Here is a 24,282-nt window from a genome sequence, read left to right as displayed (position 1 = left end):
ATCGGCGCGGGTCCGCCGGGGATCGCGCCGGGAGGGTCATACATGCAGCAATTCACCGATGAGCTGCCCCTCCTCGACGCCCTCCGACTCGCCGTGGTGGCGACCGACGAGGACGGGACCATCACGTTCGTCAACGAAGCAGCCACCCGGTCCTACGCCGTGGACACCGACCAGCTGGTCGGGCGCAACGTCCGGGACCTCCTCGCGGCCGACCCGGCCGGGGAGCAGCGCCTCCGGCTGGCGCACGAGGCTGCCCAGCTCGGCAGCTGGCACTGGGACATGGCCACGGGGATCACCGTCTGGGACGAGCAGCTCGAGGCCATCTACGGGATGGCTCCGGGCGGTTTCGACGGCACCTTCGCCGCCTGGGAGGCGACGGTGCACCCCGACGACCACGACCAGGTGATGGCCGTCGTCCAGGACGCGGTCGACGCGCGCTCGTCGTACGTCCTGCGCAACCGCATGTTCTGGCCGGACGGCACGATGCGGTGGATCGAGGCGCACGGCAAGGTCACCACCGACGAGGACGGCAACCCCACCGGCACGATCGGCTGCGTGCGCGACATCACCGACCGGGTGCTGGTCCAGGAGCGCGCCCTGCTGCTGCAGGAGGTCACCGCCGACTTCGTCCGGGCCTCGACGCTCGACCAGGTCGAGGCGGTCCTCGCCGCCGGGCTGAAGCGGGTGGGTGAGATCTTCCACGAGGGCGTCCGGCTCCGGGTGCCCGACGACGTCTCGGCGATCACCAGGGGCGAGACGTTCGTGGTGCACGCCGACCGCCAGCTCTCCGCCGAGGACACGCAGCTGCTCGACACCCTGGCCTCCCAGGCGGCGATCACCGCCCAGCGCGCGCTGCTGCAGCAGCGGACGGCAGACATCGCGGAGCAGCTGCAGTCGAGCCTGGCGGCGAGCCCACTGCCCTACCTGGAGAGGTTCGAGCTCGCCGTGCACTACGCGCCCGGCGGCGACGAGCTCGAGCACGTGGGCGGCGACTGGTACGACGCCGTCCGCACCCCCACCGGCACGCTGGCCCTCGTCATCGGCGACGTGATGGGTCGAGGTGTCCGGGCCGCGACCACGATGATCCGGGTCCGCGCCGGGATCCGTGGCCTGCTCACGGTCGACCCCGCCCCCCGGGCGGTGCTCGCGGCGGCCGACGAGCTCATGGCCCGCGACGCCCCCGACCAGTTCGTCACCGCAGCCGCGGTGCTCGTCGAGCCCGACACCGGGACGCTGACGCTCTGCAACGCCGGTCACATGCCGGTCCTCGTGGTGCATCCCGACGGGAGCACCGAGGCCCTCGGGGCCGGCTCGAGCGTGCCGCTGGGCCTCGTCGGCCGGCAGGAGCGGGCCGTGGCCACGGGCCACCTCGAGCCGGGAGCGCTGCTGGTGCTGGTCACCGACGGCGTGGTCGAGTCGCGCGCCCACGACCTCGACCGGGGCATCGCACGGCTGCGCGAGCGGGCCTCCCAGCTGCGGGACCGGCCGCTGCACGAGCTCGTCGACGGCCTGGCCGAGCTGGCCGACCCGTCCCTGCGCGACGACGTCACCGTCGTCGCGGCCCGGCTCAGGTGAGCTCGGTCAGAGCTCGGACTGCACCCCGGAGAGCAGCTGGCGGGCCATCACGATCCGCTGCACCTGATTGGTGCCCTCGTAGATCTGGGTGATCTTGGCGTCGCGCATCATCCGCTCGACCGGGTACTCGCGGGTGTAGCCGTAGCCACCGAGGACCTGGACGGCGTTGGTGGTGACCTCCATCGCGACGTCGGAGGCGAAGCACTTGGCGGCGGCGCCGAAGAACGTGAGGTCCGCATCGCCGCGCTCCGAGCGGCCGGCCGCGGCGTAGGTCATCTGGCGGGCGGCCTCGACCTTCATCCCCATGTCGGCCAGCAGGAACTGCAGGCCCTGGAAGTCGGCGATCGGCTTGCCGAACTGCTGGCGCTCCTTCGCGTAGCCGAGCGCGTAGTCGAGCGCGCCCTGCGCGACGCCGACGGCCTGGGCGGCGATCGTCACCCGGGTGTGGTCGAGGGTCTTCATCGCGGTCTCGAAGCCGGTGCCCTCCGCACCGATCATCCGGTCGGCGGGGATCCGCACGTTGTCGAGGTAGACCTCGCGGGTCGGGCTGCCCTTGATGCCGAGCTTCTTCTCCGGCGCACCGAAGGAGACGCCCTCGTCGGACTTCTCGACCACGAACGCCGAGATGCCCTTGGCCCGCTTCTCCGCGTCGGTCACCGCCATCACGGTGTAGAACTCCGAGACGCCGGCGTTGGTGATCCACCGCTTGACGCCGTTGAGCACCAGTGGTCGCCGTCGCGGACGGCCCGGGTCTTCATGCCCACCGCGTCGGAGCCGGCATCGGGCTCGGAGAGGCAGTAGGAGAAGCCGCCCTCCCCCGCCGCCAGCTTGCCGAGGTACTTCTTCTTCAGCTCTTCCGAGCCGGAGATCTGCACCGGCAGGCTCCCCAGCTTGTTCACCGCCGGGATCAGGCTGCTGCTCACGCAGGCCCGGGCGACCTCCTCGATCACGATCACGGTCGCCAGCGCGTCGGCGCCCGCCCCGCCGTACTCCTCGGGGACGTGGGGGGCGTGGAAGTCGGCCGCCCGGAGGGCGTCGGCCGCCTCCTGGGGGTAGCGGGCGTTCTCGTCCACGTCGGCGGCGTACGGCGCGACCTTGGCGTCGCAGACGGCACGCACGGCCTCGCGGATGGCCTGGTGCTCCTCCGAGAGGGCGTACATCGAGAAGTCGGAGCTCATGCCCCGGATCCTACTTCTGGGTAACCGGAGGCGGGCAGCCGCCCGGGGTGAAATGCAGCACGCCCGGCCGGTGCGCGAGGCACCGGCCGGGCGTGACAGCCGTGGTCAGGCCGGGGTCACCTGGTGACCTTGATGGTGACCGGGACCTTGTTGGCCGCGGTGAAGCCGTCGCCGGCGTACTTCACGGAGACCTTGTCCTTGCCGACCGGCAGCTTGACGAGCTTCAGGACCGCGCGGCCGTCGGTCAGGGTGCCGGTGCCGACGGTCTTGGTGCCCAGCTTGGCGACCACCTTGCCGGTCGGGACCGGGGTGCCGGCGTTGTTGCTGGCGAGGGTCGTGACCACCTTGGCGGCGGAGCCCTTCTTGATCGACGCCGGGGCCTTGGCCGTCATGGTCGTCGTGTTCTTGTCGATGCGGATGCTCGACATCTTCGTCGGTGCAGCCGAGGTGCACGTGACGGGAACGCCGAGCGGGCCGCTGTCCGTGGTCGGCATGAACGTGAAGGCCGTCGGCAGCGTGATGTCGTAGGTGCCGGCCTTCGGCAGCGAGAACACCTGGTTGACGCCGAGGGTGCTTGCCACGAGCGAGCCGGCATCCGTGCCCGGGGTGAAGCTGGTGAAGGTGAGCGGCGCGGGCGCCGTGCTCGTGCCGACGAGCATGCCGAAGTCGTCGATCGTGCCGCCCGTCACGTGGAAGCTCTGGAGGATGGCGGCAGTTTCGGCCGGGATGCCGACCGTGGTGGTGGCCTGGAGCAGGCCGGCGGGGATCATGGTGCCGGCGTTCGCGCTCCCGGGCAGCAGCGGCACCTCGACGTGCACCGGGAGCTGCGCCGGGTTGCCTGCGACGTCGCAGGTGTAGGTGCCGTCGGCGACGATCGCCGCGTTCGCGGCGGTGGATGCGGCACCGACCAGGGCGCCGGCGGCGATCGCGGTGGCGACGCCCGAGACGGCGATACGCCGCGTCATGCGAGAAACGTTCATCAAAGGTGCTCCCTCAAGCATCTTGTGTGGTGCTACCTCCCAGTAGCAAAGACGAGCAACGCTAACCGTTCGGGTGGCCCGTCGTGCGCCGAACACTCAAAGTCGTCACGTAGTTTTGAGGCGTGGCTGACTGGCAGGACACCGAGTGGATCCGCTTCATGCTCGACGAGTGCGACACGTGGGCGGTGGTGGGGCTTTCCGGCGACCCGAGCCGCACGGCGTACGAGATCGCGCAGCTGCTCCAGCGGCGCGGCAAGCGGATCGTGCCGATCCATCCGTCGGCGCCGACGGTCCTCGGCGAGCAGGGGTACGCCGCCCTCGCGGACGTGCCGTTCCCGATCGACGTCGTCGACGTGTTCCGCCGCTCCGAGGCCGCGGGCGAGTTCGCCGACCAGGCGGTCGCGGTAGGCGCCCGCGCGGTGTGGTTCCAGCTCGGCGTCGTCGACGAGGAGGCGTTCGTCCGGACGACCGAGGCCGGGGTCCCGATGGTCATGGACACCTGTCCGGCCATGTGGAGATGAGCCGCCCGGGCGGTGACCTCCCCGTGCCACCCGGTCCCGGGATCCCCGAGGGCCTGACGATCCCGGCCGGCGAGCTCCTCGAGCGCTTCTCGCGCTCCCCCGGTCCAGGAGGTCAGTCGGTCAACACCAGCGACAGCCGGGTCGAGCTGGTGCTCGACGTGGCCGGCTCGGCCGCCCTCACCGAGGGGCAGCGGCGACGGGCCCTCGGCAGGCTGGCGGGGCAGCTCGTCGACGGCACGGTCGTGGTGGTCGCCTCCGAGCACCGCTCCCAGCACCGCAACCGGGTCGCGGCCCGCGAGCGGCTGGCGGACCTGCTCCGGACGGCGCTCGCGCCGCCACCGCCGCCGCGTCGGGCCACGAAGCCGACCAAGGGTTCCCAGCGACGCCGGCTCGACGCCAAGCGCCAGCGCGGCCAGACCAAGGCCCTGCGCGGCCGGGTGCGCGGCGACTGAGCAGCGCGACCGAGCAGCGTGACTGAGCAGTGCGACTGATCGGGCAGGAGACCGCTGGGTCAGAAGCCGAGCTTGCGGGTCGGCTCGCCGCGGACGGCCTTCCCCTTCTCCTGCGCGGTGGCCTTCAGGTCGGCCTGGAAGTCGACCATCCGCTGCTGCAGGGCCGGGTCCGCGATGCCGAGGATGCGGGCGGCGAGGAGGCCGGCGTTGCGGGCGTTGCCGATCGCCACGGTGGCCACCGGCACGCCCGCGGGCATCTGCACGATCGAGAGCAGGGAGTCCATGCCGTCGAGGTACTTCAGCGGCACCGGGACCCCGATCACCGGCAACGGCGTCACGGCCGCGAGCATCCCCGGCAGGTGGGCGGCACCACCGGCGCCGGCGATGACGACCGAGAGCCCGCGGCCGGCGGCCTCCTTGCCGTAGGCGAGCATCTCCTCGGGCATCCGGTGCGCGGAGACGACGTCGGCCTCCCAGGCCACGCCGAGCTCGGTCAGCGCCTCGCCGGCCGCCTTCATCACCGGCCAGTCGGAGTCGGACCCCATGACGATGCCGACGCGGGGGCTCCCGCCCGGCTCGACCACCGAAGCACTCACCGGATCACTCACTCTCGTTGCCGAGGTCCCCGCGGAACCACGCGGCGGCGTGCCGCGCGCGCTCCAGGCAGTCCTCGAGATCGTCGCCGTAGGCGTTGACGTGGCCGACCTTGCGGCCGGGGCGCAGCTGCTTGCCGTAGAGGTGCACGCGCAGGTGCGGGTCACGGGCCAGCGCGTGCGGGTAGCCGTCGTACAGGCGCCCCACCTCCGGGTGGTCGCCACCGAGGATGTTGACCATCACCGTCCATCGGGCGCGGGCCGCCGGGGCGCCGAGGGGCAGGTCCATCACCGCGCGCAGGTGGTTCTCGAACTGCGAGGTGACCGCGCCGTCCTGGGTCCAGTGCCCGGTGTTGTGCGGGCGCATCGCCAGCTCGTTGACCAGCACCCGGCCGTCAGTGGTCTCGAACATCTCCACCGCCAGGATGCCGGTCACGCCGAGCGCACCGGCGATGCGCAGGGCGATCTCCTGGGCGCGGCCGGCGAGGTCGGGGTCCAGGTCGGGGGCCGGCGCGACGACCTCGCGGCAGATGCCGTCGACCTGCGTCGACTCCACGACGGGGTACGCCGCCGCCTGGCCGCTCGGGGAGCGTGCGACGAGCACGGAGAGCTCGCGGCGGTAGTCGACCAGTTCCTCGGCGAGCAGGCGTACCTCCGCCTCCTCGGCGGCCCGGAACGCCTCCTCGCAGTCGGCGACCGACCGCACGAACCAGACGCCCTTGCCGTCGTACCCGCCCCGAGTGGTCTTCAGCACGCACGGGAACCCGAACGCCTCGACGTCGGCGAGGGACCCGACGACGTCGTTGCGTGGGCACGGCACGTCGAGCTCGGCGAGCCGCGCGCGCATCACGCCCTTGTCCTGCGCGTGGACGAGCGCCGCCGGCCCGGGACGGACGGCGATGCCGGCGTCCTCGAGCGCGTGCAGGTGCTCGGTCGGCACGTGCTCGTGGTCGAAGGTGACCACCGGGCAGCCCTCGGTGACCTCGAGCAGCGTCTCGAGGTCGCGGTAGTCGCCGACGAGGTGGTCGGGGATCACCTGGGCTGCGGACACGCCCTCGCCCTCGGCGAGCAGGCGCAACGGCAACCCGAGGGCGATGGCGGGCTGCGCCATCATCCGGGCGAGCTGTCCGCCGCCGATGACGGCCAGGGTGGGAGCGGGCTCGGACACGGGGTCAGCGTAGTGAAGGAGGGCGCACCCTCGATCAGCGCATCGTGTCCCTGGTCTCGAAGCGCAGGCCCTGGCCGCGGATGGTGGTGATCAGCCGGGGCTGCCTGCTGTCGTCGCCGAGCTTGCGGCGCACCCAGCCGAGGTGGACGTCGATGGTCTTCGAGGACGTCCAGAAGGTCGTGTTCCAGACCTCCCGCATCAGCTCGTCGCGGGTGACGATCTGGCCGGCCCGCCTGATCAGCGCATGCACCAGGTCGAACTCCTTGCGGGACAGCATGATCTCCTCGACCCCGCGCCAGGTCCGCCGGCTGTCGGGGTCGAGTCGCACGTCCTGCACCTCGAACACGAGGGACACCGTAGGAACCAGTCGCCCCGTTGGAGGCGAAATCGCGCAATTGGCCCCGAGCGCGCTGGACCGGTCCGGACCGGTCGCGCGCGGTCAGTGGCGGCGGACCGCCACCGGCTCCACGATGCCGAAGCCGCGCACCGGCCGCGCCGGGAGCCGCCTGGTCTCGAACTGGTCGTCGGGCAGCAGCGCCGCCGTGGCTGCGTCGATGATGATCCGGTTGCGCCGCGCGACCGCCGTGAGCCGCGCCGCCAGGTTGACCGGCGGGCCGAAGACGTCGCCCAACCGCATCACGACCGACCCGCTGGCCAGCCCGACCCGGACGTCGGGCATCCGGGAGTCGCGGCCGATGACGTTGATGATGCCCTCGGCGGTGTCGTAGGCCCGGATCGGGTCGTCGTTCACGAAGAGCACGGCGTCGCCGATGCTCTTGATGACCCGGCCCCGCTGCGAGGCGACCACGTCAGCGCACCGCGACTCGAACAGCTCCACCAGGTCTCCGATGCGAGCCTCGGTGAGCTGGTTGGACAACGCGGTGAAGCTCACGATGTCGGCGAAGCCCACCGTGATCTGGGTGGTGTGGAGGTCCTCCTCGTTGGCGCCGAGCGCCTCCACCCGCGCCACGGCCGCGGCCAGGTGCCGGCGCCAGGCGTAGAGCATCAGCTGCTCGAACGGCGCGTTGAACTCCTCCACGATCCGCATCGCGGAGCCGACCCGGCTGCCGGTGGCCTGGTCGCCGGCCTCGAGCTCCTCGACCCGCTGCACCAGGGAGGCGACCTCCCAGTCGGCCAGCCTCGCCATGGTCTGCCCGACGGCCCTGGTCAGGTTCACGGCGAGGTCGAAGTCGATCAGGCCCGACTCGACGACGTCGACCAGCGTCGAGACGGCCTTGGCGTCGGACTGGGTGAACGCGGTCTCGGTGCCGTGCTCGGGGAAGCCGAGGGCACGCCACAGGCGGCGCGCCTCCTCGATGGACACGCCGGTCTCCGCCGACACCCCCAGGGCGTCGAAGACGGGCTCCTCACCCAGGATGGCCCGCTCGAGGCGGTCCCGGGGAGCCCCGGAGTCAGCTTCCGTCATGCCCGGAGTGGTCGAGCTCGTTGAGCAGCTGGTTGAGCCGGCGCTGGGTGTCCTCGACGTGCGGGATGTCGGGCAGGCGGACCGATCCGTGGGTGCTGGCGTCGCTGATGATCAGCGTGCCGCAGCCGAGCATCCGGTCGACGATCCCGAGCTCGCTGGCCACGTCGCTGATCCGCGTCAGCGGGATGTCGTGGCCGCGTCGGGTGAGGACCCCCGTGCGCGTGATCAGGCGCCGGTTGGTGAAGGTGTACGACGCCGTCGCCCAGACCAGGACGGGCCGGACGACGTACGAGACGACACCGAGGGCGACGAGGACCCACGCGACCAGGGTGACGACGGGCTGGTCGACCAGCACCTGGACGGCGACGCCGAGCGCGAGCAGGACGACCAGCGCGAGGACCGGCAGCAGGAGTGCCTTGGGATGAGTGCGGGTGCTGATGACGACGGACTCGCCGTCGTTGAGCAGCTTCTGCGAGATGGCCACCACCGGATCATGTCACTGTTCGGGTCCGGGTTGACCGAACGCACGTGCACGACGTCGCCGGCCCCGACGGCGACCTCGCCCGCCGGTCCGGCGACCGTGAGCCGGCCCCCCGCATCGACTCCGGTGGCCCGGCCGGCCAGGTGGCCGCCACCCGGCAGCTCGACCCTGACCTCGCGCCCCACCGTCACGCAGGCTCGCTGGTAGGCCGCATGCAGCGCGCTCGCGCCGCCGGCCCGCCAGGCGTCGTACTCCTCGCGCAGCGCGCCGAGGACCCACAGCAGGACCTCGGTCCGGTCGGGCGCCGCCCCGGCCGCGATCGCGAGCGAGGTGGCGGTCTCGATCGGGAGCTCCTCGACGGTGGTGCTGACGTTGATGCCCACGCCCACGATCGCCGCCGGACCGGACGGCGTGTCCACCCGCTCGACCAGGATGCCGCAGACCTTCGCGTCGTCGAGGAGCACGTCGTTGGGCCACTTCAGCCCGGCGCGGAAGCCGGCCTCGCGCAGCGCGGGGACACGGCGTACCCGGTCATCAGCGGCAGCCAGGGCCACTCGTCGGCCCCGACCTGCGGACGCAGCAGCATCGAGAACGTCAGCGCGGCCCGGTCCGGGGTCTCCCAGCTGCGGTCGAGCCGGCCCCGGCCCGACGTCTGGTGCTCGGCCACCACCACCAGACCCTCGCCGGCACCCGCCCGGGCGCGCTCGGCGACCAGCGCGTTGGTCGAGGGAGCCGCGGCGACGACCTCCACCGCGAGACCGGGCGGACCGGCCGCGAGCCGGTCCTTGTCGAGGGGCGGGCGCGCGGGCAGGTCTCCGGTCATGGGCACTACATTGGCCCACGCAGCCGATCAGGTCGACCAGGAGGCCACCAGAGTGAGTGCACAGCCGGGCGAGGGCACCGACGTCCCCGACGACATCGACATCCACACCACGGCGGGCAAGCTCGCCGACCTCGACCGCCGGCTCGACGAGGCGGTGCACGCCGGCTCGGCCAAGGCGGTCGAGAAGCAGCACGCCAAGGGCCGCAAGACGGCGCGCGAGCGGATCGAGCTGCTCTTCGACGAGGGCTCGTTCGTCGAGCTCGACGAGCTGGCCCGGCACCGCTCCACGGCCTTCGGCCTGGAGAAGAAGCGGCCCTACGGCGACGGCGTCATCACCGGCTACGGCACCATCGACGGCCGCCAGGTGTGCGTGTTCTCCCAGGACTTCACCGTCTTCGGCGGCTCGCTGGGCGAGGTCTACGGCGAGAAGATCACCAAGGTCATGGACCTCGCCATCAAGACCGGCTGCCCGATCATCGGCATCAACGAGGGCGCCGGCGCCCGCATCCAGGAGGGCGTGGTCTCGCTCGGCCTCTACGGCGAGATCTTCCGCCGCAACGTGCACGCCTCCGGCGTGATCCCGCAGATCAGCCTGATCATGGGCTCCTGCGCCGGCGGGCACGTCTACTCCCCCGCCGTCACCGACTTCACCGTCATGGTCGACGGCACCTCCAACATGTTCATCACCGGGCCCGACGTGATCAAGACCGTCACCGGCGAGGACGTCTCGATGGAGGAGCTCGGCGGCGCGCGCACCCACAACACCAAGTCCGGCAACGCCCACTACATGGGCTCGGACGAGGAAGACGCGCTCGACTACGTCAAGGCGCTGCTGTCGTTCCTCCCGCAGAACAACCTCGACGAGCCCCCGTCGTACCCGGAAAGTGAGCTGGGCTCCGGCGTCCTCGAATTTTCCGACCTCGACCGGACCCTGGACGCGCTGATCCCGGACTCCCCGAACCAGCCCTACGACATGCACGAGGTGATCGGCGCCGTCGTGGACGACGAGGAGTTCCTCGAGGTCCAGTCGATGTTCGCCCCCAACATCGTGGTCGGCTTCGGCCGGGTCGAGGGCCGCCCGGTGGGTGTGGTCGCCAACCAGCCGATGCAGTTCGCCGGCACCCTCGACATCGACGCCTCGGAGAAGGCCGCCCGCTTCGTCCGCACCTGCGACGCTTTCAACATCCCCGTGCTGACCTTCGTCGACGTGCCCGGCTTCCTGCCCGGCACCGACCAGGAGTGGAACGGCATCATCCGCCGCGGCGCCAAGCTGATCTACGCCTACGCCGAGGCCACCGTCCCGCTGATCACCGTCATCACCCGCAAGGCCTACGGCGGCGCCTACGACGTCATGGGCTCCAAGCACCTCGGCGCCGACATCAACCTGGCCTGGCCCACCGCGCAGATCGCCGTGATGGGCGCCCAGGGCGCGGTGAACATCCTCTACCGCAACGAGCTCAAGCACGCCGAGGACCCCGAGGCCAAGCGCGCGGAGCTGATCACGGAGTACGAGGACACCCTCGCCAACCCCTACGTCGCCGCCGAGCGGGGCTACGTCGACGCCGTCATCTCACCCCACGAGACCCGGGTCGAGGTCGTCCGCGCCCTGCGCCTGCTGCGCTCCAAGCGGGAGACCCTGCCCGCCAAGAAGCACGGGAACATCCCGCTGTGAGCGGGGGCGCGGAGCGTCCCCCGAGCAGCGGGACCTCGCCGAGTCGGCGCGGGTCGACCGGAGGAGCGGAGCGGGGGATGTCGACGTGCGCCGACTCGGCGCACGTCGAGAAGACGGCGAGACGGAAGGCGACGGTGACCACAGATGCCTGAGGACAGTTCCCCACCGGAGTCGGCGGCGCCGCTCCTGCGCATCGTCAGCCCGAACGCCACGCCCGAGGAGGTCGCCGCCCTGGTCGCGGTCCTGACCTCTCTGGGCGGCGGGTCGGCACCGACCCCCCGCCGTACCCCCGAGTGGCAGGCGTCCCACCGCAGGCTGCGGGAGCCCCACCGGCCCGGTCCGGGCGCCTGGCGCGCCAGCAGCCTGCCCCGCTGACGCCTGGGTGGACCGCCCTGCGGGTCAGGCGACCTCGGCCAGCCGGTAGCCGACGCCGGAGACGGCCTCGACGTAGCGAGGCGCCTCCTCGTCGTCGCCCAGCTTGCGGCTCAGGCTGGCGACGTGCTCGTCGACCGACCGCTTGTCGTCCTCGTTGACGAAGTACGAGGTGACGTACTCCTGGCCGCGCATCGCCAGCACCAGGTCGGCCTTGCTGCGCACCCGGCGACCGGTCGCGAGCAGCGAGGCGAGCAGGTCGAACTCGGCGGGGCTGAGCTCCACCTCGGCCCCGTCGACGGTGACGTCCCGGCTCTCGGCGTTCAGGGCGAGCCCGTTGAAGCGCAGCCACGGACCGTCGACGCGCGCCGATCCGGTGGCGGGCGCGACGGCGACGTGCTGCGGCGCCGGCCGCGGCCCGGGCACGGGCTCGGAGCCGGTGTCGGCAACGGACGGGGCTGCGTGCTGCGGCCGCAGCGGCGTCGGCTCCACGGGCGGGTGGGCGGGCGCCGGCCGGGCGGACGGCACCGCGGTGGCCGGTTGCTGCAGCGGGGTCGGCTCGACGGGGAGCTGCAGCGGCGTCGGCTCCACCGGCAGCTGCACCGGAGGCGGGGTGACGTCGCGACCCGGAGGCGCCTCGTTGCGGGCGCGCGGACGTCGCAGCATTGAGTCGGCGCGGGCCCGCAGCTCGCGCGGGCGGAAGGGCTTGACCAGGTAGTCGTCGGCACCGGCCTCGAAGCCCTGGACCACGTCGATCTCGTCGGCGAGCGCGGTGATCATGATCAGGTAGGTGCTGCTGAACTCGCGCAGCCGCTTGGCGACGGCGAACCCGTCCATGCCGGGCATGTTCACGTCCAGGGTCGTGATGAGCGGGTTGTGGGCCCGCACCGCCTCGACGCCCGCGGGGCCGTTCGAGGTGACGACCGTCCGGAAGCCCGACTGCGTCAGCACGATGTCGATCAGGTCGCGCACGTCGGGGTCGTCCTCGATGATCACGGCGACCCATTCATCCCCAGACATGGGCGGCATGCTAACGCGTCGAGGCGTGCTGCAGGCGCGATTGGCCACGCGTCGCCCCGCGGACAAGACCAGCAGGCGGCCTAGGCTCGCCGCATGAGCAACGAGCGCCTCGTCGACACGATCTCGGAGACCTTCGTCGAGGAGTACGCCGCCCTCGACCCGATCACGGCGACCTACGTCGGCATCACGGGCCACGACGACCGGCTCACCGACCTCTCCCCCGACGGCTTCGCCGCCCGCGAGTCGCTGGCCCGCAGCGCACTGACCGCCGCGACCGCCGCCACGCCGTCCGACGAGCGTGAGGCCGTCGCCCGGGACGCTTTCCTCGAGCGGATGGGCCTCGAGGTCGACCGGGTGGATGCCGGCCTCAACCGGGCCGACTTCTCGGTCATCAGCAGCGGCCTGCACGAGATCCGTCAGGTCTTCGACCTGATGCCGACCGAGGGCGAGGAGGCGTGGGCGGCCATCGACGCGCGGCTCGCGGCCGTCCCCGGCTCGGTCCAGGACTACCGCGTGACCCTGGCGGAGGAGGCCGCCCGGGGCAACGTCGCCGCCGCCCGTCAGTACGCCGAGGTCGCCGACCAGGTCCGCAACTGGACCGGCCAGGCCGGCGAGGGCGGCGACTTCTTCGCCGGCCTCGTGGCGCGGAGCGGCGTCGACGGCACGCTGCGCAGCCAGCTGGACCGGCACGCGGCGGACGCCTCGCGAGCCTTCGCCGACTTCGGCCTCTTCCTCGAGGACGAGATGGACCCCCGCGGTCGCGACCGGGAGGCCGTCGGCCGGGACCACTACGCCCTGGCCTCCCGCTACTTCCTGGGCGCCGAGGTGGACCTCGAGCAGACCTACCTGTGGGGGTGGGAGGAGCTCAAGCGGCTCGCCGACGACATGGAGGCCACCGCCGACCGGATCAAGCCCGGTGCCGGCGTCGCCGAGGCGGTGGCGTTCCTCGACGCCGACCCGGCCCGCACCGTGCACGGACGGGAGGCGTTCCGCGCGTGGATGCAGGAGCTCGCCGACCGCACCATCGACGAGCTCGCCGGGGTCCACTTCGACATCCCGGAGCCGATCCGACGGATCGAGTGCCGTCTGGCGCCGACCAACGACGGCGGCATCTACTACACCGGGCCGTCGGAGGACTTCAGCCGCCCGGGCCGGATGTGGTGGTCGGTGCCCGACGGCATCGACGACTTCTTCCCGTGGCGTGAGGTCACCACGGTGTTCCACGAGGGGGTCCCGGGCCACCACCTGCAGGTTGCGCAGACGGCCTACCGCAAGGACCTCCTCAACCGCTGGCAGCGCCTGATGTGCTGGGTGAGCGGTCACGGCGAGGGCTGGGCGCTGTACGCCGAGCGGCTGATGGACGACCTCGGCCACCTGGCCGACCCGGCCGACCGGCTCGGGATGCTCGACGGCCAGAGCTTCCGGGCCGCCCGGGTGATCGTCGACATCGGGATGCACCTGGAGCTGCGGATCCCCGCGGACAACCCGTTCGGCTTCCACCCGGGCGAGACCTGGACCCCGGCGCTCGGCCGCGAGTTCATGGGCCAGCACTGCCAGATGGATCCGGCGTTCATCGACTTCGAGGTCAAGCGCTACCTCGGCTGGCCGGGCCAGGCCCCGTCGTACAAGGTCGGCGAGCGGATCTGGTTGGAGGCCCGCGACGAGGCGCGAGCGCGGCAGGGGGCGGCCTTCGACCTCAAGGCGTTCCACCGTGCCGCGCTCGACCTCGGATCGCTCGGGCTCGACCCGCTGCGCGCCGCGCTGGGCCGGATCTGAACCGGGTCGTCAGGCCCGCGACCGCCCGGGGGCGAAGAGCGCGGCGACCACCGCCACCGCGACCGCGGCGGCCCCGGTGAGCAGCGCGGGGCCGATCGCCCCGTCGTACCCGGTCGGCGTCAGCTGGCCACCGTTGCCCAGGAAGACCGCGGTGAGCAGCGCGATCCCGAGCGCGACGCCGAACTCGCGGACCGTCGAGTTGGCCGAGCTGGCGACCGCGAAGTCGGACTCCGGCAGCCCGTCGAGCACGGCCGTCGCCGAGGGCGCGAAGGTCAGGCCCATGCCGACGCCGGCCATCAGCAGCGGCGGCACGAACGACGAGTAGCCGGAGCCGTTCTCGGTCAGGGCGGCGAACCAGACCAGCGAGGCGGTCTGCAGGACCAGCCCGGTCACCAGGAGCGAGCGCAGGCCGGTGCGGCCGGCGACGGCCCCGGCGATCGGGGCGACGACCATCGGCGCCGCGGTCCAGGGCAGCGTGCGCAGGCCGGCCTCGAGCGGGCTGTAGCCCTGCACGATCTGGAGGTACTGCGCCAGCAGGAAGACCGTGCCGAACATGCCGATGGTGAAGGTCAGCCCGATCACGTTGGCCACCGAGAAGCCGCGCGAGGTGAAGAGCCGCAGCGGCAGCACCGCGTGGGCACGGCCCCGCGACCAGAGCAGGTACGCCGGGACGAGCACCGCGGCGGCGACCAGGCTGCCGAGGACCCCGGCCGAGCTCCAGCCGTCGTCGTTGCCGTGAACGATCCCCCAGATGCCGAGGAAGACCGCGCCGCCGAGCAGGCCGGCGCCGACGAGGTCCAGCCGCTGCCAGGTGCCGCGCGACTCGCGCACCGCGAGCAGCATCAGCGGGACCGCGACGACGGCCACCGGCACGTTGAGCCAGAAGATCGCCTGCCAGCTGACGCCCTCGACGACGGCACCACCGATGACCGGTCCGAGGGCCACGCCCAGGCCGGACACGCCGCCCCAGATGCCGATCGCCACCGCCCGCATCTGCGGTGGGACCGCGGCGGCCAGCAGGGTCAGCGACAGCGGCATGATCGCGGCCGCGCCCAGCCCCTGGACGGCCCGCGCCGCGATCAGCGCCTCCGAGGTGGTGCTCAGCGCGGAGGCGATGGAGGCCAGGGTGAAGACGGTGACGCCGATCAGCATCATCCGCCGGCGACCGATCCGGTCCCCCAGCGTGGCGGCGGTGAGCATGAAGGTCGCGAAGCTCAGCGTGTAGGCGTTCATGAACCAGGACAGCTGGCCGACCGACGACCCGAGGTCGGTCCGGATCACCGGCAGCGCGCTGGTCATCACGAGGTTGTCGAGCGTCGCCATGAACATCGGCAGGGAGGTCGCGACGATCGCGATCCAGAGCGGGACCCGCCGCGTCGCGGCGGAGGTGGTGGCCCGGTCGCCGGCGACGGCGTCGGCGGGGCGGACGACCGGGACCGGGGTCTCGAGAGCGGACATGAGGAGCTCCTGCGGGAAGAAGGCATTGAATGATTACTTACGTCTCACGACCATAAGTAATCAAGTGATAACCTGTCAAGCATGTCCCCGCGAACCGCCCCCACCGCCTCCCGGATGAGCGCCGAGGACCGCCGCCAGCTGGTGCTGGACGCCGCCACCCGCGCCTTCGCCCGCAGCGGCTACGCCGGCACCAGCACCGACGCGGTCGCCAAGGAGGCCGGCGTCTCCCAGCCCTACGTGGTGCGGATCTTCGGCACCAAGCTCGACCTGTTCCTCGAGGTGTTCACCCATGCCACCGGGCGGATCGCGGCCGCCTTCCAGCGGGTGCTCGCCGAGCGGCCGTTCGACCCCGACGACGACGCGGACTGGGCGCGCCTCGGCGACGCCTACACCGAGCTGCTGGCCGACCGCGACTTCCTGCTCGTGATGATGCACGGCTTCACCGCCGGCGGGACCGCGGAGATCGGCGCCGCCGCGCGGGCCGGGATGGCCGGGATCTTCGACGTCATCCGCAGCACCGGCTGCGGCGACGAGCGCGCCCGGGAGTTCATCGCCCAGGGCATGCTGCTCAACGTCATGATCGCGATGCAGGCGCCCGAGCACGCGCAGGAGTCCGCCTCGCTCACCGCCCTGATCACCTGCGCGTTCGGCGACACCCTGCCGGCTGTCGCTGCCGCCTCGACCGCCCGGCAGTCCGGCTAGACCCGTGTCCTAGGGTTCCCGCATGCCGGCCCTGGTCCTCGCCTCCGCCTCTCCCGCCCGCCTCGCCACCCTGCGCAGCGCGGGCCTGGAGCCCCTGGTCATCGTCTCCGGCGTCGACGAGTCCCAGCTCGACGGGCTCCCGCCGGCCGAGCTCGCGCTCCAGCTGGCCGAGCTCAAGTGCGCGACGGTCGCCGTCCGCGACGACCTGCCCGCGCCCGCCCTGGTGCTCGGGTGCGACTCGGTGCTCGAGCTCGACGGCGAGGCGCTCGGCAAGCCCGCCGACGCGGCCGAGGCGGAGCGACGCTGGCGGGCGATGCGCGGCCGCTCAGGGGTGCTGCACACCGGTCACTGCCTGCGGGAGACCTCCGGGCACCGGGTCGCCGCTGCGACGGCCTCCACGACCGTGCACTTCGCCGACGTGACCGACGAGGAGATCGCGGCGTACGTCGCCACCGGCGAGCCGCTGCACGTCGCCGGCGCGTTCACCGTGGACGGCCTCGGCGGCGCCTTCGTGACCGGGATCGAGGGCGACCACCACAACGTGGTGGGCGTCAGCCTGCCGCTGGTCAGGGACCTGGTCGCCGAGCTGGGCCACACGTGGACGAGTCTGTGGGCTCGCTGACCGGTTCGACGACCGGCGGCTGGTAAGGCTCGCTCCCGTGGAGCTGGAGCGCGAGGTGCGGCAGGTGCACCGGCCGGCGGAACACGAAGGTCCGGAACAGGTAGAACCGGGCCACGAGGCCCATGAACAGGCCGATCACGTTCGCGGAGATGTTGTCTGAGTAGGGGTCGTCGAGGCCGAGCATGTTGCGGCTGATCCACAGGCAGCCGATCGGCAGGCTCATGGTCGCCAGGTTGATGGCCACGAAGGCGGCCCGCCCCCCGTCCGCATGGCGGGGCGGGCGGTCCCGGAACGCCCAGTTGCGGCTGCCGCGGTAGCTGACGACCATGCCGACCGTGTTGGCCAGGACGTAGGCGAGGATGACGTGGTCGGCCAGCGGCGCCCGGTGCCCGGTGGTGAAGCCGTGGACCAGGAAGTTGAAGAGGATGAGGGCCACCAGCGTGGCCACTCCCCCGACTGCGAGGAACCGGCCCGCTTCAGCGAAGAGTCGCTGCCACCGGCTACCCATGGACCCAAGGCTAACCAATGGCCCTCCCCATACACCGCAGGTGGCCGCCCCCATGTCGCGGGGTCGTGACCCGAGAGTCACTCGACGGGGAGCCCCAGGCCGCGGGCGATGAGCATCCGCTGCACCTCGCTGGTGCCCTCGCCGATCTCGAGCACCTTGGCATCGCGGTAGAACCGCGCCACGGGGTACTCCTCCATGAAGCCGTAGCCGCCGAAGACCTGGGTGGCGATCCGGGTCGCGGTGACCGCGGACTCGGTGGTGTAGAGCTTGGCGACCGCCGCGGCCTGCTTGAACTCCTTCATCGAGCCGCCGGTGCCACGGTCCATCGCGTCCTTCATGGCCGCCGCGCGGTAGGTCAGCAGGCGGCTGGCGTGGAGCATGACCTCGAGGTCGGAGATCTGGAAGGCCAGACCCTGCTTGCGGCCGATCGGGCCGCCGAACGTCTGGCGCTCGCCGGCGTACTGCAGGCTCATGTCGAGGCAGGCCTGGATGCAGCCGACCGCCAGCGCCGCGATGGCGACGCGACCGTCGTCGAGGGTCGCCAGGAACTGCGCGTAGCCGCGGCCGCGCTCGCCGAGCAGGTTGGCCTCCGGGACGCGGACGTCCTCGAAGCTGAGCGGGTGGGTGTCGGAGGCGTGCCAGCCGAGCTTGTCGTACGCCTTCTCGGCCGTGAAGCCGGGCGTGCCGCTGGGGACGATGATCGTCGAGATCTCGGGGGTGCCGTTCTCGCGCGTGCCGGTGCGGGCGGTGACGGTGACGACACTGGTGATCTCGGAGCCGGAGTTGGTGATGAACTGCTTGGAGCCGTTGACGACCCACTCGCCGTTGTCGAGCTCGGCCTTCGTGCGGGTCGCACCCGCGTCGGACCCGGCGCCGGGCTCGGTCAGGCCGAAGCCGGCCAGCCGGTCTCCAGCGACCAGGTCGGGCAGCCAGGCGGCCTTCTGCTCCTCGGTGCGTAGGTGAGGATCGGGTTGATGCCGAGGCCGACCGCCGCCTCGAGCGTGATGCCCATGGACTGGTCGACGCGGCCGATCTCCTCGATCGCCACGCACAGGCTGGTGAAGTCGCCGTCCTCGCCCATGCCGCGTACTCCTCCGGCGCGGTGAGGCCGAACAGCCCGAGCTTGCCCATCTTCTGCACCACGTCGACCGGAAGTGGTGGTCGCGGTCCACTGCGCCGCGTGCGGCGCGATCTCGGCCTCCGCGAACTCGCGACGCTGCGGCGGAACTCCTCGTGCTCACGGCTCAGCTCGTACGTCATGCCGCCATGCTAGCCCGCGAGGTTAGCGATTGTTAACCACCGGCGTCACGAGGTGTAGGGCACCCGCTGCCAGCTCAGCACCGGCCGGCCCGGGGCGCCGACCGTCACCCGCAGGTAATCGGTGTTGTTCGACGAGCCGTCCACGGTCACCCGCGTCAAGTTGTCCGCGGCGCCGCGCACGCCGTACGTGCCGAGCCAGGGCGAGCCGGTCGCCAACGGGCGGTCGGTGTTGTAGACGTGGCTGTCGCCGTCGAGCAGGTAGACCTGCCCGGCGAACCGCGAGGCCTCGTCGACCAGGGCCTGCACCCACGGCTTGAAGGCACTGATGTCGTTGTCGGTCGGGGTGTAGGTCGGGTCGAACATGTCGGCCTGCTGCATGACCACGACACCGCGGTCGTGGCGCTCGCGCGCGGTGGCGAACGCCGCGTGCAGCTCGTCGATGTCCGCGGCGGTCCGGTCCTGCACGGCCTGCCGCTGCTCGGGGGTCGGCTCGGTGTGGCCGAGGCCGGTCCAGGGCTGGAGGCCGTTGTTGCTCCCGGTCACGTTGGCGGCCACGAAGGTGACGCCGGCACGGCGGTAGGTGACGTTCTCCGGGAAGCCGCGGCCGGCCTGCGAGGCGACCGGGAAGATGCTCTGGCCCAGGGTGCGGCCGGGGTGGTCGAAGAAGACCCTGCGGACCATGGCGAGCCGCTCCAGCGGGTCGTAGGCGCCGTTGTTGGCGCGGTGGCAGTCGGTCCACTCGTTGTCGCCCGGCGTGTAGACCAGCGGGTCCTCGAAGGTGTCGAAGTCGCCGCGGATCATCCGGAAGTAGTCGTCGCTGCACACCGACGACCCGTTCTTGATGTCGCCGAGGTGGACGACCGAGCTGACGGCCGGGTCGCGATTGATCTGCTGGATCCAGCCCGGGAAGGCGGCGATCTGGGCGTCGCCGTACGGCACGTCGCCGATCACCGCGAAGGTGTAGCCCGCGTCGGACGCGTCCCGGTGCGGGGCCCGGGCCTCCGCCGGGGCGGCGGACCCACCGGCGACGGCGGACGCGAGGGCGGTCAGGACGGTGATGGCGCGGACGCGGCGCATGGTGCTCCTCCGAGGGCGGACGACTGGTGCTCGCACCCTTGCCGGTCGGGGTGAATGGCGGATGATCGAGGTGTGAACTTCGCGGCACGGCCCCTGACGCCGCAGACCTGGCCGGACCTGGAGGCGCTGTTCGGACTGCCCGGAGGTTCCATCGTGCGCGGCTGCTGGTGCATGTACTACCGACGCACCGGCAAGGTCTCGGTCAGTGCCGCCGCCGGTGAGGGCAACAAGGAACAGCTGTGCAGCCTGGTCGACGCCGGGGTGGTGCCGGGCCTGGTGGGGTACGTCGACGACCGGCCGGCGGGGTGGATCAGCCTCGGGCCACGCGAGGACTACCTCAAGCTGCGCCGCTCCCCCGTCATGAAGCCGGTCGACGACGCGGAGGTCTGGTCGGTCGTCTGCACCTACGTCGCGAAGGAGCTCCGCGGCCGGGGCCTCCAGCACCGGCTGCTCGCGGCCGGCCTGGACTTCGCACGGGAGCACGGCGTACGCCTCGTCGAGGCCTATCCCGTCGACAAGCCCGTGCGAAGCCACGACGACTTCATGTTCTTCGGGTCCCGCAGCCTCTACGAGCGGGCCGGCTTCACCGAGGTGGTGCGCCGCTCCCCCACGCGCGTCGTGATGCGGAAGGTGCTGCGACCGCGTGGGAGCGGCAACCGTGACTGACACCTCAACGACGGCGGGCCGGGTCGGGCGATACCCTGCGCAGCGGAGTCCCCATCCCCAGAGCAGGAGTGCCAGGTGCCGAAGGTCAATCCGCTGCAGAAGGTCCTGATCGCCAACCGTGGCGAGATCGCGGTGCGGGTGATCCGCGCGTGCAAGGACGCAGGGATCGGGTCCGTGGCCGTCTACGCCGACCCGGACCGGGACGCCCTGTTCGTACGGCTGGCCGACGAGGCCTACTCCCTGGACGGCGCGACGCCGGCGGAGTCCTACCTCGACATCGCCAAGATCATCGCGGTGGCCGAGAGGGCCGGTGCCGACTCGGTGCACCCCGGCTACGGCTTCCTGGCCGAGAACGCCGACTTCGCCCAGGCGGTCATCGACGCCGGGCTGACCTGGATCGGCCCCCCGCCCGCCGCGATCGAGGCCCTGGGCGACAAGGCCAAGGCCAAGCACATCGCGGACAAGGCCAACGCCCCCCTCGCGCCGGGCACCAAGGACCCCGTGGCGGACGCCGACGAGGTCGTCGAGTTCGCCGAGGCCAACGGGCTGCCGGTCGCGATCAAGGCCGTCTTCGGTGGCGGCGGCCGCGGCCTGAAGGTCGCCCGCACCCTGGAGGAGATCCCCGACGCCTACGAGTCCGCGGTCCGCGAGGCCGTCACGGCGTTCGGGCGCGGCGAGTGCCTGGTGGAGAAGTTCCTCGACAAGCCCCGCCACGTCGAGACCCAGTGCCTGGCCGACCAGCACGGCAACGTCGTGGTCGTCTCCACCCGCGACTGCTCCCTGCAGCGCCGCAACCAGAAGCTGGTCGAGGAGGCGCCCGCCCCGTTCCTGACCGACGACCAGCTCGGCGAGCTCTACGAGTCCTCCAAGCGGATCCTGCGCGAGGCCGGCTACTACGGCGCCGGCACGTGTGAGTTCCTGGTCGCCCAGGACGGCACCATCTCCTTCCTCGAGGTCAACACCCGCCTCCAGGTCGAGCACTGCGTTCCGAGGAGGTCACCGGCATCGACCTGGTGCGCGAGATGTTCCGCATCGCCGCCGGCGAGGAGCTCGGCTACGACGACCCCGAGATCCGCGGCCACTCCATCGAGTTCCGCATCAACGCCGAGGACGGCGGCCGCAACTTCATGCCCGCGCCCGGCACCCTCTCGGCCTGGTCCCCGCCCAGCGGCCCCGGCGTCCGCCTCGACGGCGGCTACGAGAACGGCCAGACCATCCCCGGCTCGTTCGACTCCCTGATCGCCAAGCTCATCGTCACCGGCCGCGACCGCACCCAGGCCCTCGAACGCTCCCGCCGCGCGCTGGACGAGTTCGTCGTCGACGGCATGCCGACGGTCATCCCCTTCCACCGCGCGGTCGTCTCCGACCCGGCCTACGTCGGCGCATCCAACCCCACCGGCGAGGGTGAGTTCACCGTCTACACCCAGTGGATCGAGACCGAGTTCGACAACCAGATCCAGCCCTACGACGGCCACACCGCCGAGGCCGACGAGGAGGCCGGCGAGCGGCAGAAGGTCGTCGTCGAGGTCGGCGGCAAGCGCCTCGAGGTCGTCCTCCCCGCCGGACTGGGTGGACTCGGAGGCGGGCTCGCCGCCGGCGGCGCCGGAGCAGGGAAGAAGCCCAAGCGGTCCGGCGGCAAGAAGGCCGGCGCCGCTGTCTCCGGAGACGCGGTGGCCAGCCCCATGCAGGGCACCATCGTCAAGGTCGTCGTCGAGGAGGGCCAGGAGGTCGCCGAGGGCGACACCGTGGTCGTCATCGAGGCCATGAAGATGGAGCAGCCCCTCAAGGCCCACAAGCCCGGCACCGTCACCGGCCTCCAGGTCGAGGCCGGCGCCACCGTCACCAACGGCGCCGTGATCTGCGAGATCAAGGACTGACAGCGCCGTAGTCTCGGGATCATGGAAGGCGCCGCGCTCCGCGAGCCGGCCCAGCGGGTCAGCCCGAGGGCGCGGCTCATGTGGCTGCTGGGCGCCGTCGTGCAGGGCGCCTGGCTGCTGGTCCTGGTGGCCCTGGGCGGATGGCTGTGGCACTGGTTCCCCCTGCCCTGGTGGGTCTTCGCCGCGCTTGCCGCCGTCGTCGCGGCGTACGTCGTGGTGATGCCGACCTGGCGCTACCGCACGCACCGCTGGGAGGTGACCGACACCGCGGTCTACACCCAGACGGGCTGGTGGTCCCGCGAGCGCCGGATCGCGCCGATGTCGAGGATCCAGACCGTCGACCACGCCGAGGGCGCGGTCGCGCGGCTCTTCGGGCTGGCCAGCGTCACGGTCACGACGGCGTCGTCGGCGGGGGCCCTCGAGATCTCGGGACTCGACCGCGACCGCGCGCGGCGGCTCGTGGACGAGCTGACCCTCAAGGCCGACGCGGTGGCCGGCGACGCGACGTGATCGCCCGATGAGCGAGCTGGCGCACGACGAGCAGTGGCAGCGCCTCGACGCCCGGATGCTGCTGGTCCACCCCATCCGTGAGGTCCTCCGCTTCCTGCCCTTCGTCATCGGGCTGCTCTTCGCCGGCACCGCCACGGGGAACGGCGACCTGCCGTGGCAGTTGCTGGGGGTCGGGGTGCCGGTGACGCTGGGCGTGCTGCGCTACGTCACGACGAGCTTCCGGATCGCCGAGGGCCGCATCGAGCTGCGCCGCGGACTGCTCAACCGGCACCTGCTCTCCACGCCGCTGGACCGGGTCCGCACCGTCGACCTGACCTCCTCCGCGATCCACCGGGTCCTCGGGCTGGCGACCGTGCGTGTGGGCACGGCGTCGGCGTCCCAGGAGGACCGGCTCGACCTCGACGCCCTGCAGGTCGGACGCGCGAGGCGGCTGCGCGAGGAGCTGCTGCACGTGGCCCCCTCGGCCGACGACCCGACCGACGACCAGATCGGCGACTCGACCGACGACCGGGACGTCGTCACGCCGGACCGCGCCGAGGTCGTCCTCGCTCTCGACCCGGCCTGGGTCCGGTTCGCCCCGCTCACGAGCTCCGGCCTGGTGATCGCCGCAGGCGTGCTCGGCGCCACCAGCCAGCTGATGAACACCCTCGGTCTCTGGGACCGGATCGGCACGGGCGAGATCGTGCGGGGCACCTCCGGGCTGTCGTGGTGGACCGTCGTGCCGGTCGGCATCGTGGCGCTCGTGGTGCTCGTGTCGCTGCTCTCGGTGGGTGGCTACCTCGTCGCCAACTGGGGATTCGCGCTGCGGCACGTGGGCGGCGCCTGGCACCTGACGCGCGGCCTGCTCACCACCCGGGAGACGAGCCTCGACGACGAGCGGGTCGCCGGGGTCAGCGTCTGCGAGCCGCTGGGACTGCGCGCCGCCGGAGGCGGCCGGGTCGCCGCGATCGTCACCGGCCTGGACCGCCGGCAGCAGGGCAGCGCCGTCCTGGTCCCGCCCGCTCCGCGTGAGGTGGTGCTGAGGGTCGCCCGCGACGTGCTCGGCAGCGCCGGCCCCGTGGACGCCCCGCTGACGGGACACGGCCCCCGGGCCCGGCGTCGCCGCTTCACCCGCGCCCTCGCACCGGCGGCAGCCGTCCTGCTGGCGGCGCTCCTGCTCGTGACCGTGGCCGGAGCACCGACCTGGCTGGTGCCGGTGGCTGCCCTGGGCCTGCCGGTCGGGCTGCTGCTCGCGATCGACCGCACGCGCGGCCTCGGCCACGCGCTGGTCGACGGCCACCTGGTCAGCCGGTCGGGCAGCCTCGACCGCCACCGGCACGCGCTGGACACCGGGCACGTCATCGGGTGGACGTTCCGCTCCACCTGGCCACAGCGACGTGCAGGCCTGACCACGCTGGCCGCCACCACGGCGGGCGGGAAGCAGAAGGTGTCGGTGCTCGACGTACCCGCGGACGAGGCGACCCGGCTCGCCGCGGACGCCGTACCGGGACTCGTCGAGCAGTTCACCGTGTGTCTCGCAGATCGCACGCCCGCGACGCGGGGCAGCCGACGCCGATAGCCTCGAC

24 protein-coding genes and 3 pseudogenes are annotated in these 24,282 nt (G+C 72.1%); 12 read left to right on the top strand and 15 right to left on the bottom strand.

The genetic code is table 11. The features are described from left to right. Positions 1-42: 42 nt before the first annotated feature. Positions 43-1,575 carry a PP2C family protein-serine/threonine phosphatase gene (locus H0S67_RS06060; RefSeq protein ID WP_180935841.1) on the top strand — a complete coding sequence of 511 codons (1,533 nt, stop codon included), beginning with the start codon at positions 43-45 and terminating at the stop codon, positions 1,573-1,575. A 6-nt stretch (positions 1,576-1,581) separates the two neighbouring features. Here the strand turns inward: H0S67_RS06060 and H0S67_RS06055 are convergent. Both H0S67_RS06055 and H0S67_RS06050 read right to left on the bottom strand, forming a co-directional pair. Beyond that, a pseudogene (locus tag H0S67_RS06055) lies at positions 1,582-2,753 on the bottom strand (acyl-CoA dehydrogenase family protein). A gap of 116 nt (positions 2,754-2,869) precedes the next feature. Beyond that, a complete protein-coding gene (locus tag H0S67_RS06050; RefSeq protein WP_180935840.1) occupies positions 2,870-3,718 on the bottom strand; it encodes an Ig-like domain repeat protein in 849 nt (282 codons plus the stop codon). Between the two features lie 137 nt (positions 3,719-3,855). Between H0S67_RS06050 and H0S67_RS06045 the strand changes: the two genes are divergently transcribed. Together H0S67_RS06045 and arfB are read left to right on the top strand one after the other, a co-directional pair. Further along, complete coding sequence (locus tag H0S67_RS06045; protein WP_246355176.1) at positions 3,856-4,254, top strand: CoA-binding protein; 399 nt, start codon at positions 3,856-3,858, stop codon at positions 4,252-4,254. Continuing rightward, positions 4,251-4,706 carry an alternative ribosome rescue aminoacyl-tRNA hydrolase ArfB gene (arfB, locus tag H0S67_RS06040; RefSeq protein WP_180935839.1) on the top strand — a complete coding sequence of 152 codons (456 nt, stop codon included), beginning with the start codon at positions 4,251-4,253 and terminating at the stop codon, positions 4,704-4,706. The genes H0S67_RS06045 and arfB overlap by 4 nt, the downstream gene beginning before the upstream one ends. A 59-nt stretch (positions 4,707-4,765) precedes the next feature. Here the strand turns inward: arfB and purE are convergent, their stop codons facing one another. The 7 genes and pseudogenes from purE to H0S67_RS24585 all read right to left on the bottom strand — a co-directional run bounded on the left by purE (position 4,766) and on the right by H0S67_RS24585 (position 9,197). Beyond that, entirely contained in the window at positions 4,766-5,302 is a 537-nt protein-coding gene (gene purE, locus H0S67_RS06035) for a 5-(carboxyamino)imidazole ribonucleotide mutase (protein WP_281368964.1), read from the bottom strand. A gap of 4 nt (positions 5,303-5,306) precedes the next feature. Beyond that, on the bottom strand, positions 5,307-6,467 hold the full coding sequence (locus H0S67_RS06030; RefSeq protein WP_180935838.1) for a 5-(carboxyamino)imidazole ribonucleotide synthase: 1,161 nt from the start codon (positions 6,465-6,467) through the stop codon (positions 5,307-5,309). A 34-nt stretch (positions 6,468-6,501) separates the two neighbouring features. Beyond that, on the bottom strand, positions 6,502-6,813 hold the full coding sequence (locus H0S67_RS06025) for a winged helix-turn-helix domain-containing protein (RefSeq protein WP_180935837.1): 312 nt from the start codon (positions 6,811-6,813) through the stop codon (positions 6,502-6,504). 93 nt (positions 6,814-6,906) lie between these two features. Next, positions 6,907-7,893, bottom strand: coding sequence for an adenylate/guanylate cyclase domain-containing protein (locus H0S67_RS06020; RefSeq protein WP_180935836.1), 987 nt, complete (start codon positions 7,891-7,893; stop codon positions 6,907-6,909). Continuing rightward, on the bottom strand, positions 7,880-8,377 hold the full coding sequence (locus H0S67_RS06015) for a PH domain-containing protein (RefSeq protein ID WP_180935835.1): 498 nt from the start codon (positions 8,375-8,377) through the stop codon (positions 7,880-7,882). Before H0S67_RS06015 ends, H0S67_RS06020 begins: the two co-directional genes overlap by 14 nt. A gap of 104 nt (positions 8,378-8,481) precedes the next feature. Continuing rightward, positions 8,482-8,838: pseudogene (locus H0S67_RS24590) on the bottom strand (biotin--[acetyl-CoA-carboxylase] ligase); the annotation flags it as partial. Positions 8,839-8,852: 14 nt separating this feature from the next. Further along, entirely contained in the window at positions 8,853-9,197 is a 345-nt protein-coding gene (locus tag H0S67_RS24585) for a biotin--[acetyl-CoA-carboxylase] ligase (RefSeq protein WP_246355175.1), read from the bottom strand. A gap of 52 nt (positions 9,198-9,249) precedes the next feature. Here H0S67_RS24585 and H0S67_RS06005 point away from each other — a divergent pair, with 52 nt between their 5' ends. Continuing rightward, on the top strand, positions 9,250-10,869 hold the full coding sequence (locus H0S67_RS06005; RefSeq protein WP_246355174.1) for an acyl-CoA carboxylase subunit beta: 1,620 nt from the start codon (positions 9,250-9,252) through the stop codon (positions 10,867-10,869). Positions 10,870-11,013: 144 nt separating this feature from the next. After that, positions 11,014-11,244: an acyl-CoA carboxylase subunit epsilon gene (locus H0S67_RS06000; protein WP_180935833.1), complete on the top strand. Its 231-nt coding sequence runs from the start codon at positions 11,014-11,016 to the stop codon at positions 11,242-11,244. Positions 11,245-11,268: 24 nt separating this feature from the next. On the opposite strand, the gene H0S67_RS05995 is transcribed toward H0S67_RS06000, so the two are convergent. Then, a complete protein-coding gene (locus H0S67_RS05995) occupies positions 11,269-12,261 on the bottom strand; it encodes a response regulator transcription factor (protein WP_219635508.1) in 993 nt (330 codons plus the stop codon). A 93-nt stretch (positions 12,262-12,354) separates the two neighbouring features. Here H0S67_RS05995 and H0S67_RS05990 point away from each other — a divergent pair, with 93 nt between their 5' ends. Continuing rightward, a complete protein-coding gene (locus tag H0S67_RS05990; RefSeq protein ID WP_180935831.1) occupies positions 12,355-14,037 on the top strand; it encodes a DUF885 domain-containing protein in 1,683 nt (560 codons plus the stop codon). A gap of 9 nt (positions 14,038-14,046) precedes the next feature. Here the strand turns inward: H0S67_RS05990 and H0S67_RS05985 are convergent, their stop codons facing one another. Next, positions 14,047-15,495 carry a DHA2 family efflux MFS transporter permease subunit gene (locus H0S67_RS05985; RefSeq protein WP_180935830.1) on the bottom strand — a complete coding sequence of 483 codons (1,449 nt, stop codon included), beginning with the start codon at positions 15,493-15,495 and terminating at the stop codon, positions 14,047-14,049. An 81-nt stretch (positions 15,496-15,576) separates the two neighbouring features. Between H0S67_RS05985 and H0S67_RS05980 the strand changes: the two genes are divergently transcribed. After that, complete coding sequence (locus tag H0S67_RS05980) at positions 15,577-16,197, top strand: TetR/AcrR family transcriptional regulator (protein WP_246355173.1); 621 nt, start codon at positions 15,577-15,579, stop codon at positions 16,195-16,197. Between the two features lie 22 nt (positions 16,198-16,219). After that, positions 16,220-16,819 (top strand): Maf family protein, encoded by a 600-nt coding sequence (locus tag H0S67_RS05975; protein ID WP_180935829.1) that lies wholly within the window; start codon positions 16,220-16,222, stop codon positions 16,817-16,819. Here the strand turns inward: H0S67_RS05975 and H0S67_RS05970 are convergent. From H0S67_RS05970 to H0S67_RS05960, 4 genes are all read right to left on the bottom strand, one after another. Then, positions 16,764-17,327, bottom strand: coding sequence for a GtrA family protein (locus tag H0S67_RS05970; protein WP_180935828.1), 564 nt, complete (start codon positions 17,325-17,327; stop codon positions 16,764-16,766). The genes H0S67_RS05975 and H0S67_RS05970 overlap by 56 nt on opposite strands. A gap of 77 nt (positions 17,328-17,404) precedes the next feature. Continuing rightward, positions 17,405-18,214, bottom strand: a complete 810-nt coding sequence (locus H0S67_RS05965; protein WP_425489923.1) for an acyl-CoA dehydrogenase family protein — start codon at positions 18,212-18,214, stop codon at positions 17,405-17,407. Next, positions 18,211-18,519: an acyl-CoA dehydrogenase family protein gene (locus tag H0S67_RS27845; RefSeq protein ID WP_425489922.1), complete on the bottom strand. Its 309-nt coding sequence runs from the start codon at positions 18,517-18,519 to the stop codon at positions 18,211-18,213. The genes H0S67_RS05965 and H0S67_RS27845 overlap by 4 nt, the downstream gene beginning before the upstream one ends. Positions 18,520-18,632: 113 nt before the next feature. Beyond that, on the bottom strand, positions 18,633-19,664 hold the full coding sequence (locus tag H0S67_RS05960) for a metallophosphoesterase (protein ID WP_180935827.1): 1,032 nt from the start codon (positions 19,662-19,664) through the stop codon (positions 18,633-18,635). A gap of 72 nt (positions 19,665-19,736) precedes the next feature. On the opposite strand from H0S67_RS05960, the gene H0S67_RS05955 reads away from it, so the two are divergent. The 4 genes and pseudogenes from H0S67_RS05955 to H0S67_RS05940 all read left to right on the top strand — a co-directional run bounded on the left by H0S67_RS05955 (position 19,737) and on the right by H0S67_RS05940 (position 24,275). Continuing rightward, positions 19,737-20,330, top strand: a complete 594-nt coding sequence (locus tag H0S67_RS05955) for a GNAT family N-acetyltransferase (RefSeq protein ID WP_219635506.1) — start codon at positions 19,737-19,739, stop codon at positions 20,328-20,330. Positions 20,331-20,405: 75 nt separating this feature from the next. Then, positions 20,406-22,207: pseudogene (locus tag H0S67_RS05950) on the top strand (acetyl/propionyl/methylcrotonyl-CoA carboxylase subunit alpha). Positions 22,208-22,228: 21 nt separating this feature from the next. Further along, positions 22,229-22,717 carry a PH domain-containing protein gene (locus tag H0S67_RS05945; RefSeq protein WP_180935825.1) on the top strand — a complete coding sequence of 163 codons (489 nt, stop codon included), beginning with the start codon at positions 22,229-22,231 and terminating at the stop codon, positions 22,715-22,717. Between the two features lie 7 nt (positions 22,718-22,724). Then, entirely contained in the window at positions 22,725-24,275 is a 1,551-nt protein-coding gene (locus tag H0S67_RS05940) for a PH domain-containing protein (RefSeq protein ID WP_180935824.1), read from the top strand. The last annotated feature ends 7 nt before the right edge of the window (positions 24,276-24,282 follow it).

This window comes from Nocardioides ungokensis (assembly GCF_013466985.1).
GTDB classification, from domain to species: domain Bacteria; phylum Actinomycetota; class Actinomycetes; order Propionibacteriales; family Nocardioidaceae; genus Nocardioides; species Nocardioides ungokensis.
The sequence above is the reverse complement of the archived record's forward strand: the minus strand, read 5'-3'. Positions and strand labels throughout refer to the sequence as shown.